Annotated in this window: 12 protein-coding genes and 1 pseudogene; 10 read left to right on the forward strand and 3 right to left on the reverse strand. The window is 67.7% G+C overall.

The genetic code is table 11. From position 1 onward, the window contains the following. Positions 1–46 precede the first annotated feature (46 nt). Positions 47–438 (reverse strand): annotated as a pseudogene (locus tag ACG02S_RS17395) (YraN family protein). Between ACG02S_RS17395 and rsmI the strand changes: the two are divergent. Then, the gene (gene rsmI, locus ACG02S_RS17400) at positions 431–1,351 is read left to right on the forward strand and encodes a 16S rRNA (cytidine(1402)-2'-O)-methyltransferase (protein WP_394471741.1); all 921 of its coding nucleotides are present in this window, start codon (positions 431–433) and stop codon (positions 1,349–1,351) included. The pseudogene ACG02S_RS17395 and the gene rsmI overlap by 8 nt on opposite strands. Here rsmI and ACG02S_RS17405 read toward each other — a convergent pair. Next, positions 1,329–2,501, reverse strand: a complete 1,173-nt coding sequence (locus tag ACG02S_RS17405; protein ID WP_394471742.1) for a PQQ-dependent sugar dehydrogenase — start codon at positions 2,499–2,501, stop codon at positions 1,329–1,331. The two genes, rsmI and ACG02S_RS17405, sit on opposite strands and share 23 nt — an antisense overlap. 150 nt (positions 2,502–2,651) lie before the next feature. Here ACG02S_RS17405 and tldD point away from each other — a divergent pair, with 150 nt between their 5' ends. The 4 genes from tldD (at position 2,652) to ACG02S_RS17425 (ending at position 8,177) form a co-directional block, all read left to right on the forward strand. Continuing rightward, positions 2,652–4,115 (forward strand): metalloprotease TldD, encoded by a 1,464-nt coding sequence (gene tldD, locus ACG02S_RS17410; protein WP_394471743.1) that lies wholly within the window; start codon positions 2,652–2,654, stop codon positions 4,113–4,115. Positions 4,116–4,320: 205 nt separating this feature from the next. Next, positions 4,321–5,445, forward strand: a complete 1,125-nt coding sequence (locus ACG02S_RS17415) for a 3-deoxy-7-phosphoheptulonate synthase (protein ID WP_394471744.1) — start codon at positions 4,321–4,323, stop codon at positions 5,443–5,445. Between the two features lie 74 nt (positions 5,446–5,519). Continuing rightward, the gene (gene htpG / locus ACG02S_RS17420; protein WP_394471745.1) at positions 5,520–7,412 is read left to right on the forward strand and encodes a molecular chaperone HtpG; all 1,893 of its coding nucleotides are present in this window, start codon (positions 5,520–5,522) and stop codon (positions 7,410–7,412) included. 204 nt (positions 7,413–7,616) lie between these two features. Beyond that, positions 7,617–8,177 (forward strand): GNAT family N-acetyltransferase, encoded by a 561-nt coding sequence (locus ACG02S_RS17425; protein ID WP_394471746.1) that lies wholly within the window; start codon positions 7,617–7,619, stop codon positions 8,175–8,177. Here the strand turns inward: ACG02S_RS17425 and ACG02S_RS17430 are convergent, their stop codons facing one another. Further along, entirely contained in the window at positions 8,178–8,882 is a 705-nt protein-coding gene (locus ACG02S_RS17430; protein WP_394471747.1) for a Crp/Fnr family transcriptional regulator, read from the reverse strand. It lies immediately after the preceding gene. Between the two features lie 120 nt (positions 8,883–9,002). Here ACG02S_RS17430 and ACG02S_RS17435 point away from each other — a divergent pair, with 120 nt between their 5' ends. From ACG02S_RS17435 to ACG02S_RS17455, 5 genes are all read left to right on the forward strand, one after another. Further along, positions 9,003–10,952 carry an AMP-dependent synthetase/ligase gene (locus ACG02S_RS17435; RefSeq protein ID WP_394471748.1) on the forward strand — a complete coding sequence of 650 codons (1,950 nt, stop codon included), beginning with the start codon at positions 9,003–9,005 and terminating at the stop codon, positions 10,950–10,952. Further along, positions 10,949–11,815 (forward strand): ABC transporter ATP-binding protein, encoded by an 867-nt coding sequence (locus ACG02S_RS17440; RefSeq protein ID WP_394471749.1) that lies wholly within the window; start codon positions 10,949–10,951, stop codon positions 11,813–11,815. Before ACG02S_RS17435 ends, ACG02S_RS17440 begins: the two co-directional genes overlap by 4 nt. Beyond that, the gene (locus ACG02S_RS17445) at positions 11,815–12,744 is read left to right on the forward strand and encodes a branched-chain amino acid ABC transporter permease (RefSeq protein WP_394471750.1); all 930 of its coding nucleotides are present in this window, start codon (positions 11,815–11,817) and stop codon (positions 12,742–12,744) included. Before ACG02S_RS17440 ends, ACG02S_RS17445 begins: the two co-directional genes overlap by 1 nt. Before the next feature lie 82 nt (positions 12,745–12,826). After that, on the forward strand, positions 12,827–13,891 hold the full coding sequence (locus tag ACG02S_RS17450) for a branched-chain amino acid ABC transporter permease (RefSeq protein WP_394471751.1): 1,065 nt from the start codon (positions 12,827–12,829) through the stop codon (positions 13,889–13,891). Positions 13,892–13,916: 25 nt separating this feature from the next. After that, positions 13,917–15,230 carry an ABC transporter substrate-binding protein gene (locus ACG02S_RS17455; protein ID WP_394471752.1) on the forward strand — a complete coding sequence of 438 codons (1,314 nt, stop codon included), beginning with the start codon at positions 13,917–13,919 and terminating at the stop codon, positions 15,228–15,230. Positions 15,231–15,298 lie beyond the last annotated feature (68 nt).

Genomic DNA, 15,298 nt, shown 5'->3' on the forward strand with positions numbered 1-15,298 from the left:
AGTCAGCGCCTCAGGGTTGCCCCCGAGGGCCGGCGCGTTGGCATCTTCATCCAGTGTCGAAGGCGCCTTGTAACCAGGTGAGTTCGGCGCCGACGATGGCGACCGCGTCGAACCGGCAGGGCGGCGGGCTGGTGTGGCGTTGTAGGTCGTGCTGGGCGGCGTAGATGAGGCGCTGCTGCTTGCGTGCCGTCACGCTGGCCCCAGCGCCGCCGTGCGAGGCATCGGCGCGGGCGCGCACCTCCACGAACACCAGCGTGCCGTCACGGTCCTGCAGGATCAGGTCCACCTCGCCGGCACGGCGGCTGGGGCCGCGGCGACTCGATAATTGCGCTCCAGCAGGCGCAGGCCCGCGCGCTGCAGATGCGCCAGCGCGGCTTCCTGCGCCGCGTCGCCGCGCGTCTTGGACGCCGGTTTTGATCGAGAGCCCCAGTTGAACATTGACGCTACCCTGCTCAGACAGGCCGCCCAGGCGGCGGCCGGCGGCCAGCAGTATCCGGCCGCCACGCTCTACCTGGTCGCCACGCCCATCGGCAACCTGGCCGACCTGTCGCTGCGTGCCATTCACTGCTTGAGTCTGGTCGACGCGCTCGCCTGCGAGGACACGCGCCAGGGCGGCGGCTTGCTGCGCCACCTGGGCCTGCACAAGCCGCTGATCGCCGTGCACCAGCACAACGAACGTGAGGGGAGCGCCGCCGTCATCGCGCGGCTGGCGGCCGGCGAGCGCGTGGCCTATGCATCGGACGCCGGCACGCCTGCGGTCTCCGACCCCGGTGCGGTGCTGGTGCGTGAGGTCGTTGCGGCGGGCTACCGCGTGTTGCCGCTGCCTGGGCCCAGCAGCGCGGTGACGGCGCTCAGCGTGGCCGGCGACACGGGCGCCACGAGCTTCGCGTTCATCGGCTTTTTGCCCACCAAGACCGGTGAGCGGCGCGCGGCCCTGCAGGCGCTGCTGGCCATCGAGGCCCAGAGCCAGGTCGTGTTCGAGGCGCCGCATCGCATCGTCGAACTCATTGCACTGCTGGCCGAACTCGCGCCCGGGCGCCGCGTGACGGTGGGACGCGAGCTGACCAAGCAGTTCGAATCCATCCACACGGCCGAGGCCGCCACGCTGCCAGCATGGCTGGGTGCCGACTCGCAGCGCCAGCGCGGCGAGTTCGTGCTGGTGCTGCATGCGCTCGGCGCCCAGGCGGCGGCGGACGATGACCTGCCGGCCGAGGCGCTGCGGGTGCTTGCCCTGCTGGCGGCGGAATTGCCGTTGAAGCAGGCCGTGGCGCTGGCCGCACAGGTCACCGGCGCACCGCGCAACCGGCTCTACGACGCCGGCTTGAAACTCAAGCGCGGCGGCGACGAGTGAGCAGGCTGACCGCCGCCAGGCCCAGCGCCAGTAGCAGGGCCGGTGCGGGCTCCGGCACCGCGGCTGCGAGCAGGTAGACGCTGCCGTTGCCGACCGCGTAGAGCGCGCCGTCGCTGCCTTCGCCGAAGCTGGTGAGCTGGAAGCCGCCGAAAGGTGAGTCCAGTGCCGTCCTCGTGCCGGCGCTGTAGCTCCAGATGTCGCCGCTGACGAAATCGCCGAACACGTACTTGCCTTCCAGGCTGGCATCGGCGCCGCCGCGATAGACATAGCCACCGATGACCGTGCCGCCGACATCGCGGCCGTAGTCGAACAACGGGTCGGTCATGCCGGGCGCTGCCGGGCCACCCACGCCGGGCGTGGCGATGCCGCCTTCCCGCACACGCCAGCCGTAGTTGGCGCCGCGGCCCAGGCCCGCCGCTGCCGACGCGAAGTTCACCTCTTCGCGCGCGCCCTGGCCGACGTCGGCGAGCCACAGGTCGCCGGTCTGGCGGTCGAAGCTGTTGCGGAAGGGGTTGCGCAGGCCATAAGCCCAGATTTCGTCGTTGCCCGCCGTGCCGACGAACGGATTGTCCGTGGGCACCGTGTAGCCCCCGGCCGCGGCGCTACCGGGCGTGACGCGCAACAGCTTGCCGAGATTGCTGTTCAGGTTCTGCGCGTTGTTGTCGGGGTCGTTGCCGCTGCCGCCGTCGCCGGTGGCGATGTAGAGGTTGCCCGGGTCGGCGGCGCTGAAGCCAATCCAGCCGGCCTTGTGGTTGCTGCGGCCAGCCGGCTGCTCGACGGTGAGGATGGTGCGAGCGCTGTTCGCGTCGCCCTTGCCGTCGGCGCCGAGGGTGTAGCCCGCGACGACGGTGTTCAGCGTCGTCTTGTCGATGTAGTTGACGTAGAAGCGGCCATTGGCCGTGAAATTGGGGTCGAACGCCAGCCCCAGGAGGCCACGCTCACCGCTGGTGTCCACTTTGGCACTGAGGTCCAGCCACGGGGCGGCTTGCCCCACCACCTTGATGACGCCGGCTTTCTCGACGACGAACAGGCGCGAATCGCCAGCCGCCGACGCGAGGAACAATGGGTCGGTGAAGCCTGTGCTGACCAGGGTGGCGGCAAAGGCCGGCGCGGTGGCCAGCGCGAGGCCGGCGGCGGCAAACAGTTTCATGAAAACTCCAGCGGGAGGTGGACGCGCCGGATGCTGTGCTTTGGTGCAGCGCCTCGACATCCCTAGCAGCGAGAGCTGCGGCATTGATTTGTGAGCAGGTGTTCAGATGACCCGCCAGCACAGACGCGTGCGACTTCCTAGAATCGGCCCATGATCGCCGTCGAACCCACCCTGGCCCGCCTGGCCACCGCCCGCTCGCAACTGCTGGAGCCCTTTGGCCTGACCGAAGCGTCGCTGTCGCAGGCGCTGCGCCTCATCACCGAGCACCGGGTCGACGACGCCGACCTGTACTTCCAGACCACGCGCGCCGAGGGCTGGAGCCTGGAGGAGGGCATCGTCAAGAGTGGCTCCTTCAGCATCGACCAGGGCGTGGGCGTGCGCGCCGTGGCCGGCGAGAAGACGGCGTTCGCTTATTCGGACGACATCTCGATGGAGTCGCTGCTGGACGCGGCGCGCACCGTGCGCACCATCGCCGCCGCGGGACAAAGCAAGAAGGTCAAGGTGCCCAGCCAAGGCCGCGTGGCCGGCAGCCGCGAGCTGTACGGCGTGGCCGACCCCATCGCCAGCTTGGACAGTACGGCCAAGGTGGCGCTGCTGGAGCGCGCGGAGAAAATGGCCCGCGCCAAGGACCCGCGCATCGTGCAGGTGATGGCCGGCCTGGCCGCGGAGCACGAGGTGGTGCTGATCGCGCGCGCCGACGGCACGCTGGCGGCTGACGTGCGCCCGCTGGTGCGGCTGTCCATCACCGTCATCGCCGAGAGCAACGGCCGCCGCGAGGTGGGCTCCGGCGGCGGCGGCGGGCGCTTCGGCCTGGCCTACTTCACCGACGAAATGATCGCGACCTACGTCGAGCAGGCCGTGCATGCAGCGCTGACCAACCTGGAGAGCCGCCCCGCGCCGGCCGGCGAGATGGTGGTCGTCGTCGGCCCGGGCTGGCCCGGCGTGCTGCTGCACGAGGCGGTGGGCCACGGGCTGGAAGGCGACTTCAACCGCAAGGGGTCAAGCGCCTTTGCCGGCCGCATCGGCCAGCGCGTGGCTGCCAAGGGCGTGACGGTGCTGGACGACGGCACGCTGCCCGACCGCCGCGGCTCGCTGAACGTGGACGACGAGGGCTGCGCTTCGCAGCGCAATGTGCTCATCGAGGACGGCATCCTGAAGGGCTACATCCAGGACGCGATGAACGCGCGCCTGATGAAGACCGCCCCGACCGGCAACGGCCGCCGCGAGAGCTACGCCCACGTGCCGATGCCGCGCATGACCAACACCTACATGCTGGGCGGCAAGGACGACCCGCAAGAGATCGTCGCGTCCATCAAGAAGGGCCTGTACGCCACCAACTTCGGCGGCGGCCAGGTCGACATCACGAGTGGCAAGTTCGTGTTCTCGGCCAGCGAGGCCTACTGGGTGGAGAACGGCAAGATCCAGTACCCGGTCAAGGGCGCCACCATCATCGGCAACGGCCCGGACGCGCTGACCCGCGTCAGCATGATCGGCAACGACATGGCGCTGGACACGGGCGTCGGCGTGTGCGGCAAGGAGGGCCAGAGCGTGCCGGTGGGCGTGGGCCAGCCGACGTTGCGCATCGACGGGTTGACCGTCGGCGGCACGGCCTGAAGCAAGCCTTGGCATCTCGCGAACGCCCGAACCTGCCAGCGTGCTAGATTCCGCCCCCATGTTCCGCGCAGCTTATTTTGGCTTTTGGTTTTTTCCCCGTCCCGGCGGTGGAGAGTCCTGAGCGCGCGCGCTGAACACAGAAACTCCCCAAAAACCGCCGAGGCCGCCAAGCCCGGCGGTTTTTTGTTTTGCAGAGGTGCCCCCGATGAACGCCAAAGTCTCTTCCGTCGAACCCGAAGCCCAGCGCTGGTACTCCCAGGACGACAAGACCAGCGCCACCGACGACGAGCGCATCGTCGACGTGACGCCGTTGCCGCCGCCGGAGCACCTGATCCGCTTCTTCCCGATCCGCGGCACGCCCGTCGAAGGCCTGATCGGCCAGACCCGCCAGCGCATCCGCAACATCATGGGCGGCAAGGACGACCGGCTGCTGGTCATCATCGGGCCGTGCTCGATCCACGACCCCGCCGCCGCGCTGGAGTACGCCCGCAAGCTGAAGGTCGAGCGCGAGAAGTACGCCGACACGCTGGAAATCGTCATGCGCGTCTACTTCGAAAAGCCGCGCACCACCGTCGGGTGGAAGGGCCTCATCAACGACCCCTACCTGGACGAGAGCTACCGCATCGACGAGGGCCTGCGCATCGCGCGCCAGCTGCTGTTGGAGATCAACCGCCTGGGCATGCCGGCCGGCAGCGAGTTCCTGGACGTGATCTCGCCGCAGTACATCGGCGATCTCATCAGCTGGGGCGCCATCGGCGCGCGCACCACCGAGAGCCAGGTGCACCGTGAGCTGGCCTCGGGGCTCTCGGCCCCCATCGGCTTCAAGAACGGCACGGACGGCAACATCAAGATCGCGACCGATGCGATCCAGGCGGCGGCCCGGGGCCACCATTTCCTGTCGGTGCACAAGAACGGACAGGTCGCCATCGTCGAGACGCGCGGCAACGCCGACTGCCACGTCATCCTGCGCGGCGGCAAGGCGCCCAACTACGACGCCCAGAGCGTCGCGGAGGCCTGCGCCGACCTCGACAAGGCCAAGCTGCCGCAGCGCCTGATGGTCGACTGCTCGCACGCCAACTCCAGCAAGCAGCACCAGCGCCAGCTGGATGTGGCGCGCGACATCGCCGGCCAGATGCGCGAGGGCAGCAACAGCATCTTCGGCGTCATGGTGGAAAGCCACCTGAATGACGGCGCCCAGAAGTTCACGCCCGGCAAGGACGACCCGGCCAAGCTGGAGTACGGCAAGAGCATCACCGACGCCTGCCTGGGCTGGGATGACTCGCTGGCCGTGCTCGATGTGCTGTCGGAAGCCGTCGAGGCACGCCGCTGACACAATCGCGGCTCTTGAAATCTGCATCGCGCGGCCCCAGGTGGGCCGCGTTTTCGTTCACGGACCTCTCCACCATGACCAAGCAAACCCACGCCTTCCAGGCCGAAGTCAAGCAGATCCTGCACCTCGTCACGCACTCGCTGTACTCCAACAAGGAGATCTTCCTGCGCGAGCTGGTCAGCAACGCCAGCGACGCCTGCGACAAGCTGCGCTTCGAAGCGCTGGACAACGCGGCGCTGTTTGAGGACCAGCCCAACCTGGAAGTGCGCATCAGCTTCGACGAGGAAGCCAAGACGCTGACCATCAGCGACAACGGCATCGGCATGAGCGCCGAGGAGGCCGCATCGCACCTGGGCACCATCGCCAAGAGCGGCACGAAGGAGTTCATGGCCAAGCTGGAAGGCGACCAGAAGAAGGACGCCCAGCTGATCGGCCAGTTCGGCGTGGGCTTCTACTCCGGCTTCATCGTGGCCGACCGCATCACCGTCGAGACGCGCCGCGCGGGGCTGCCCGCCGATCAGGGCGTGCGTTGGAGCAGTGAAGGCACTGGCGAGTACGAGCTGGAGACCATCACCAAGGCCGGCCGCGGCACCGATGTCATCCTGCATCTGCGCGAGGGTGAAGAGGAGTTCCTGAAGACCTGGCGGGTGAAGTCCACGGTGGGCAAGTACAGCGACCACATCTCGCTGCCCATCCTGATGAAGAAGGAGACCTGGGACGCAGAAGCCGCGAAGCAAGTCGTCACGGACGAGTGGGAGCCGGTCAACAAGGCCTCGGCGCTGTGGTCGCGTTCCAAGAGCGAGGTCACGCAAGAGCAGTACGAAGAGTTCTACAAGCAGATCAGCCACGACACCGAAGCACCGCTGGCGTACACGCACAACCGCGTGGAAGGCCGCAGCGAGTACACGCAGCTGCTCTACATCCCGGCCAAGGCGCCGTTCGACCTGTGGAACCGTGACAAGCGCGGCGGCGTGAAGCTGTATGTGAAGCGCGTCTTCATCATGGACGACGCCGAGGCGCTGATGCCGGTCTACCTGCGCTTCGTGAAGGGCGTCATCGACTCGGCCGACCTGCCGCTGAACGTGAGCCGCGAGCTGCTGCAGGAGAGCCGCGACGTGCGCGCCATCCGCGAGGGCTCGACCAAGCGCGTGCTGGGCATGCTGGAGAGCCTGGCCAACAGCGAGGAGCAGGCCGACAAGGACAAGTACGCCGCGTTCTGGACCGACTTCGGCCAGGTGCTGAAGGAGGGCATCGGCGAGGATCACCAGAACCAGGAGCGCCTGGCCAAGCTGTTCCGCTTCGCGTCCACGCACGCTGACGCCAACGTCAGCCTGGCCGACTACGTGTCGCGCGCCAAGGAAGGCCAGGAGGCCATCTACTACATCACCGCCGACTCGCTGGCCGCGGCCAAGCACAGCCCACAGCTGGAGATCTTCCGCAAGAAGGGCATCGAGGTGCTGCTGCTGGTGGACCGTGTCGACGAGTGGATGCTCAGCCACCTCTACGAGTTTGAGGGCAAGCCGCTGCAGTCCGTCGCCAAGGGCGCGGTGGACCTGGGCAAGCTGCAGGACGAGGACGAGAAGAAGAAGGCCGAGGAAACCGCGGAAAGCCTCAAGCCGCTGCTGGACAAGCTCAAGGACGCGCTGAAGGACCGCGCCAAGGACGTGCGCGTGACGACCCGCCTGGTCGACTCGCCGGCCTGCATCGTCGTGGAAGAGGGCGACGTCAGCGGCCACCTGGCGCGTCTGCTGAAGCAGGCCGGCCAGACGGCGCCGGTGTCGCTGCCCACGCTGGAGATCAACGCCGAGCATGCGCTGGTGAAAAAGCTGGAGGCAAGTTCGGCGTCTCAGAGCCATTTCGACGACCTCGCCCAGGTGCTGTTCGACCAGGCCGTGCTGGCCGAAGGCGGTCACCTGGAAGATCCGGCGGCCTACGTGAAGCGTGTCAACGCGTTGCTGCTGGGCTGACGACGCTTCCATCAAGGTGCATTTGCGCCCCGAGAAGCGGCATTTGTGCGCTATTGCTGGGATTTGTGACAACAATGCGACAAATCCCAGCCGTCGGGCTTCCAGTCAAGTCGTTGAGTGGATACCCTCCTAGGGTTTTCACCGAATTCTGACGAGATGGTTCAGCTTGAGTCCCGCGAGCCTGTCGCCGCCGTTCCGGCAGCCATGGTTACCCGCCGCCTGGTGCTGCGCCCGCCCCGCAGCAGCGATCTGGACCTCCTGATGGCGCTGTACGCGGACCCGGCAGTGACCCGGTTCTGCGCAGCCGCCACCCCGCATGGCCGCCAAGCCACCGAGGCCCAGTTGCAGGCCTGGTTGGCGCACTGGCAGACGCACGGTTTTGGCCACTGGGCCATCGCCGAGCGCGAGCAGCCCGATCAGTTGATCGGTTTCGGCGGACTGATGCACCGCAGCGTGGCCGACCACTCGGGGCTGTTCCTCTACTACCGCATCACGCCCCAGGCCTGGGGCCGCGGGCTGGCGTCGGAGATGGCGCAGTATGCGATGGCGCAAGCCTTCGAGCAGCGCCGCGAGGGTTCGGTCGTTGCGGCCGTGCTGCCTAGCAATGCGCCGACGCGCAAGACGCTGGAACGCCTGGGCCTGCGTTTGAAGGGCTCGCTGGCCGATGGCCCGGGCAGCGCCGCAGCGCTGCTGTACGAGATGAGCGCCGAACGCTGGGCGAGCACGCCCCACGGCGAGCCCGAAGCGATCGCATTCGCCGCTTGATCAGCCGGGAAACCGGCGCAGGCCCTGCAGTTCCAGGACTCTGAGCCCGCCGTACTCGATCCGGATGAGCCCGGCAGCGCTCAGCCGGTGCAGCGCCTGGTTCACGCGCTGGCGTGACAGGCCCACCAGATAGCCCAGCTCCTGCTGCGTGATGCGCAGCCAGTTGCCCACGCCCGGGTACAGCTGCGGATGGAAGAGGGCGGCCAGGTTGCGTGCCACTCGCACGTCGGGGTCGTGGACGCGGTCGGTCTCACGCGCGGCGATGAACTGGCCCAGCCGCTCGTTCAACTGGTTCAGCACGAAGCGGTTGAACGCGATGCTGCCGTCCAGCAGCGCGTGGAAGCTGGCGACAGGCAGCCCCGCCACGATGCTGGGCCGCAGCGCCTGAATGTTGTAGCGGTAGGCCTCGCGCTTGAGCAGCGTGCCCTCGCCGAACCAGCCGCCTGGCGGGATGCCTGTGAAGGTGACGGCCGCGCCCCGCGTGTCGTCGTTGCTCATCTTCAGCAGCCCGTCGACGACGCCGAACCAGAAAGTCGCCGGCCGGCCAATGCGGCACAGCCGCTCACCCGGCTCGGCGTCGGCCACTTCCAGCGTGCTGACGGCCAGTTCCTGCTGACCGTCGTCCAGCAAGGTCAACCACGGAATGGCGTCCAGCTCGGCAGGTGTCGGCCGTCGGGCGCGTTGGCGCAGAGGGGTGTTCGCCATGCGGGAAAGTCTGGGCCGTGAAGACCCTTGGATTGTCGTCGGACCGACAGATGGGCGTCAAAGTCGTGGCCAGAATGGTTTGCACAGACGGAGGCTCCAGCCCCCGCGACGGAGACAAGCTTGACGGACACCTTCCCTCGGCTCCTGCTCGACCACGCTGCACAACGGCCGCATGCGCCCGCGCTGCGCGAGAAGGCGTTCGGCCTGTGGCAGACGCTGAGCTGGGGTGAACTGGCCGCGCTGGTGCAGGACCTGGCCCTGGGGCTGGCGGCCGCCGGGCTGCGCCGCGGCGAGCACGTGGTGGTCATCGGCGAGAACCGTCCGCGGCTGTACGCCAGCATGCTGGCCGCGCAGGCGCTGGGCGCCGTGCCGGTGCCGCTGTACCAGGACGCCGCGGCGGCCGAGTTCGCCTTCCCGATCAACAACGCCGAGATCGCCTTTGCCGTAGTGGAGGACCAGGAGCAGGTCGACAAGCTGCTGGAACTGCGCGCCCAATGTCCGCAGCTGCGCCAGATCTGGTTTGATGACCCGCGTGGGCTGCGCCACTACGACGAGCCGGGCCTGGCGGCGCTGGACGCGCTGGTCGAACAGGGGCGCGCCGCGCAGGCGCAGCGGATGGGCTTCTTCGCCACCGAGGTGGCGGCCGGTCAGGCCGGCGACGTCGCCGCGCTGTTTTTCACGTCGGGCACCACTGGCCACCCCAAGGGCGTCGTGCACACGCACGCCACGCTGATTGACCGGGCCCGCGCCGGCCAGCGCTTCGACCGGCTGACCGAGCGCGAGGAGGTGCTGGCTTATCTGCCGCCGGCATGGATCGGCCAGAACATCTTCAGCTTCGCGCAGTGGCTGGCGGTGGGCTATGTCGTGAACTGTCCGGAGTCGGCGGCCACTGTCGGTATCGACTTGAAGGAAGTCGGCCCGACCTACTACTTCGCGCCACCTCGCGTGTTCGAGGCGCTGCTGACGACGGTGATGATCCGCATGGAGGACGCCGCCCGCCCGAAGCGCTGGCTGTTCGAGCGCTGCATGGCGCTGGCAAGGCGCGTCGGCACGCGGCTGATGGACGGCGAGCGCGTGGGTCTGCCGGACCGCCTGGCGTATGCCCTGGGCGACTTGGCCGTCTACGGTCCCCTGCGCAACACGCTGGGCTTCTCGCGCGTGCGGGTGGCCTACACGGCGGGCGAGGCCATCGGGCCCGACCTGTTCAGCTTCTACCGCGCGATCGGCATCAACCTCAAGCAGCTCTACGGCTCGACCGAGACGGCCGTGTTCGTCTGCCTGCAGCCCGACCACGAGGCGCGCGCCGACACGGTGGGCGTGCCCATCGAGGGTGTGGAGATCCAGCTGAGCGACAGCGGCGAACTGCTGGTGCGCTCGCCGGGGCTGCTCAAGGGCTACTACAAGAACGACGCCGCCACGCGCGAGGCGCTGGACGCGGACGGCTGGTTCCACACGGGCGACGCGGGCTTTCTGACGCCGGGCGGCCACCTGAAGATCATCGACCGCGCCAAGGACGTCGGGCGGCTGCAGGGCGGCGCCTTCCACGGCGCGATGTTTGCGCCCAAGTACGTCGAGAACAAACTGAAGTTCTTCCCGCACATCAAGGAGGCGGTCTGCTTCGGCGATGGCCGCGAGAAGGTCTGCGCCTTCATCAACATCGATTTCGAGGCGGTGGGCAACTGGGCCGAGCGCCGCAACCTGCCGTATGCCGGCTACGCCGATTTGGCGCAGCGCGAGGAGGTGTACGCGCTGATGCTGGAGTGCGTGGAGAAAGTCAACGCCGACCTGGCGCGTGACGAGCTGCTGGCCGGCAGCCAGATCAGCCGCTTTCTCGTGCTGCACAAGGAGCTGGACGCCGACGACGGGGAGCTGACGCGCACACGCAAGGTCCGCCGCGGCGCGATCGCCGAGAAGTACGGCGTGCTGATCGATGCGCTGTACGACGGCAAGGTCTCGCAGCACATCGAGACGCAGGTGACGTTCGAGGACGGTCGCACCAGCCTGGTGGCGGCGGACCTGCGCATCGTGGAGGCGCGCACCTTCCCGGCCATCAAGGGAGCGGCGGCATGAACGAGATCGCCAGCCCCCACGCTCGCGGCGATGCCGCTTCGCTGCCCCCCGAGGAGGTGCTCAACGACCTGGGGGCGGCCCGGCGGTCGTTGATCGGCGATGCCGTGCTCGACGTGCAGAACATCTCGCTCGCCTTTGGGGGCGTGAAGGCGCTGACCGACATCAGCTTCGATGTGCGCGAGCACGAGGTGCGCGCCATCATCGGCCCCAACGGCGCGGGCAAGAGTTCGCTGCTGAACTGCATCAACGGCGTCTACCAGCCGCAGCAGGGGCAGATCAGGTTACGCGGCAAGACCTTCAAGGGCATGAGCCCGCGCCAGGTGGCCGAGATGGGCGTGGCGCGCACCTTCCAGAACCTGGCGCTGTTCAAGGGCATGAGCGTGCTGGACAACCTGATGACCGGCCGCAACCTGCGCATGCGTCGCGGCCTGTTCTGGCAGGCGCTGCACGTGGGGCCGGCGCGGCGCGAGGAGACCGAGCAGCGCGCGGCGGTGGAGCGCATCATCGATTTCCTGGAGATCCAGGCGCACCGCAAGACGCCGGTGGGCCGCCTGCCGTACGGCCTGCAAAAGCGCGTGGACCTGGGCCGGGCGCTGGCGATGGAGCCCAGCCTGCTGCTGCTGGACGAACCCATGGCGGGCATGAACGTGGAGGAGAAGCAGGACATGTGCCGCTTCATCCTCGACGTCAACGACGAGTTCGGCACGACCATCGTGCTGATCGAGCACGACATGGGTGTGGTGATGGACATCTCGGACCGCGTGGTGGTGCTGGACTACGGCAGGAAGATCGGCGACGGCGTGCCCGACGAGGTGCGCCGCAATGAAGACGTGATCCGCGCCTACCTCGGGGCGGGGCACTGATGGGCCCCTTCCTCGAAACCCTCATCGGCGGCCTGATGGCCGGCATGCTGTATTCGCTGATCGCGCTGGGCTTCGTGCTGATCTTCAAGGCCAGCGGCGTCTTCAACTTCGCGCAGGGCGCGATGGTGTTGTTCGCGGCGCTGGCGATGGCGCGCTTCGCCGAGTGGATTCCGAAGTTCACGGGCCTGGACGGCAAGGTGCTCATCAATGTGCTGGCCTTTGCCGGCGCGGTGGTGGTGATGGTGGTAGTCGCCTGGCTGGTCGAGCGGCTGGTGCTGTCCCGGCTGGTCAACCAGGAGGGCATCACGCTGCTGATGGCGACGCTGGGCATCGCCTACCTGCTCGAAGGCCTGGGCCAGACGCTGTTCGGCAACGACATCTACAAGATCGACATCGGCCTGCCCAAGGACCCGATGTTCCTGTTCGAGCAGCAGTTTCCCGGCGGCATCCTGGTCAGCAAGGAGGATCTGTATGCCGCGCTGATCGCCGCGGCGCTGGTCGCGTCGCTGAGCCTGTTCTTCCAGAAGACCGCGACGGGCCGCGCGCTGCGTGCCGTGGCCGACGATCACCAGGCGGCGCAGAGCATCGGCATCCCGCTGTCGCGCATATGGGTCATCGTGTGGAGCGTCGCCGGCTTCGTCGCGCTGGTGGCCGGCATGATCTGGGGCAGCAAGCTGGGCGTGCAGTTCTCGCTGTCGCTGGTCGCGCTGAAGGCGCTGCCGGTGGTCATCCTCGGCGGCCTCACCAGCGTGCCCGGCGCCATCGTCGGCGGTCTGCTGATTGGCGTGGGCGAAAAGCTGTCGGAGGCCTACCTGGGGCCCATGCTGGGCGGGGGCATCGAGTACTGGTTTGGCTATGTGCTCGTGCTCGTCGTGTTGCTGGTCAGGCCGCAGGGCTTGTTCGGCGAGAAGATCATCGACAGGGTGTAGACATGCAGCCCCCACGCTCACTTCGTTCGCTGCCCCCCGAGGGGGTACAAGCCTCCTTTGAGGCGGCTCGGCAGGAGGCTTGATGCTCTACCGCGAGAACGGCCAGTTCAAGACGACCTACGCGGCGGACAGCCAGATCCTGCCCATCCGCCAGGACCGCATCGCCTTTGCCGTGCTGATGGCGGTGGCTTTCGTCGTTGTGCCCATGGCGGCCAGCGAGTACCTGCTGCGCGCGATCCTCATCCCGTTTCTCATCCTCAGCCTCGCCGCGCTGGGGCTGAACGTGTTGGTGGGCTACTGCGGCCAGATCTCGCTGGGCTCGGGCGCCTTCATGGCCGTTGGCGCCTACGTGGCCTACAACTGCCAGGCGCGCTTTGACGGCATGCCGCTCGTCGTGTCGTTGCTGGCCGGGGGGCTGGGTGCGACGGTGCTGGGTGTGGCCTTCGGCCTGCCGTCATTGCGCATCAAGGGGCTGTACCTCGCGGTCGCGACGCTGGCGGCGCAGTTCTTTGTCGACTGGGCCTGCCTGCGGCTGAAGTGGGTCACCAACGGTTCGACATCGGGCTCGGTCAGCGTCGCCCACCTGGACCTGTACGGCCTGCCCATCGAGTCGCCGCAGGCGCGCTACCTGCTGTGCCTGGCCATCGTGGTGCTGTTTGCTTTGGTCACCAAGAACCTCGTGCGCGGCCATATCGGCCGCTCCTGGATGGCCATGCGCGACATGGATGTGGCCGCCGCCGTCATCGGCATCCGGCCTCTGCAGGCCAAGCTCAGCGCCTTTGCCGTCAGCAGCTTCATCATCGGCGTGGCGGGTGCGCTGTGGGGCTTTGTGCATCTGGGCTCATGGGAGCCGGCTGCCTTCGGCATCAACCGCTCGTTCGACCTGCTGTTCATGGTCATCATTGGCGGGCTGGGCTCGATCTCGGGCGCCTTCCTGGGCGCGGCCTTCATCGTCGTGCTGCCGCTGCTGCTGGACAAGCTGCCCTACTGGACCGGCCTGCCCATGGACACGGCCACCGCCTCGCATCTCGCGCTGATGATCTTCGGCGCGCTGATCGTCTTCTTCCTGATCAAGGAGCCTCATGGCCTGGCGCGGCTGTGGGCGACTACAAAAGAGAAGTTGCGCCTCTGGCCCTTCCCGCATTGAGACCCACAACGACAGGAGACAGCCCATGAAGACGTTCATCACCTGCGCGGCCCTGGCCGCTCTGCAACTTGTTTCTCCGGCCGCCCAGGCGCAGGCCAAGGAGCAGTTCTTCCCGTTGCTGGTCTATCGAACCGGGCCCTACTCGCCCAACGGCACGCCGTGGGCCAACGGCAAGCAGGACTACATCAAGCTCATCAACTCCCGCGACGGCGGCGTCAACGGCGTGAAGCTGACGTTCGAGGAATGCGAGACCGGCTATGCAACCGACAAGGGCGTGGAGTGCTACGAGCGCCTGAAGGGCAAAGGCGCCAGCCTGTTCGACCCGCAGGCCACTGGCATCACCTTCGCGCTGACCGACAAGGTGCCTGCCGACAAGATCCCGCTGATCACGCTGGGCTACGGCCTGTCCGCTTCCGCCGATGGCGGCGTGTTCGCATGGAACTTCCCGCTGATGGGCAGCTATTGGACCGCGGCCGACATCCTCATCCAGCACCTGGGCAAGAAGGAGGGCGGGCTGGACAAGCTCAAGGGCAAGAAGATCGCCCTGGTGTATCACGACAGCCCCTTCGGCAAGGAACCCATCCCGCTGCTGGACGAGCGCCAGAAGATGCACGGCTTCGAGCTCGTGAAGATCCCCGTCACCGCACCCGGCGTGGAACAGAAGAGCGCCTGGCTGCAGGTGCGCCAGGCGCGACCCGACTACGTGCTGCTGTGGGGCTGGGGTGTCATGAACTCCACCGCGCTGAAGGAGGCGCAGGCCACCGGCTATCCGCGCGAGAAGATGTACGGCGTCTGGTGGTCGGGCGCCGAACCCGACGTGAAGGACGTGGGCGAGGGTGCCAAGGGCTACAACGCGCTGAACCTGAACACCTCGGGCACCTCGCCCAAGGTCATCCAGGACATCCTGAAGCACGTGCACGCCAAGGGTCAGGGCACGGGCCCGAAGGACGAGGTGGGCTCGGTGCTCTACACGCGCGGCCTGGTCATCCAGGCGTTGGGGGTGGAGGCCGTGCGGCGTGCGCAGGAGCGCTTCGGCAAGGGCAAGGTCATGACCGGCGCACAGGTGCGCTGGGGGCTGGAGAACCTGGCGCTGGATGATCAGAAGCTGGCTGCTCTGGGGCTGACGGGCGTCATCCGGCCGATCAGCACCAGTTGCACTGATCACCAGGGATCGACATGGGCGCGCGTGCACACCTGGGACGGCAGCAAGTGGGGCTTCAGTTCGGACTGGTACCAGGCAGATGAGCAGATCATCAGGCCGATGGTGAAGGTGGCGGCGGACCGCTATGCCACCGAGAAGAAGCTCACTCGTCGCACGCCGGCGGAATGCCAGAGCTGAGCCGCTGGGCGGCTCAGCTCTTCGAGCTGGTACAGCCCGCTCCGACCCCTCCCCCGCGGGGAGGGGGA

Origin of the sequence: Pelomonas dachongensis (genome assembly GCF_043555865.1) — a bacterium.
Taxonomy (GTDB): Bacteria; Pseudomonadota; Gammaproteobacteria; order Burkholderiales; family Burkholderiaceae_C; genus Pelomonas; species Pelomonas dachongensis.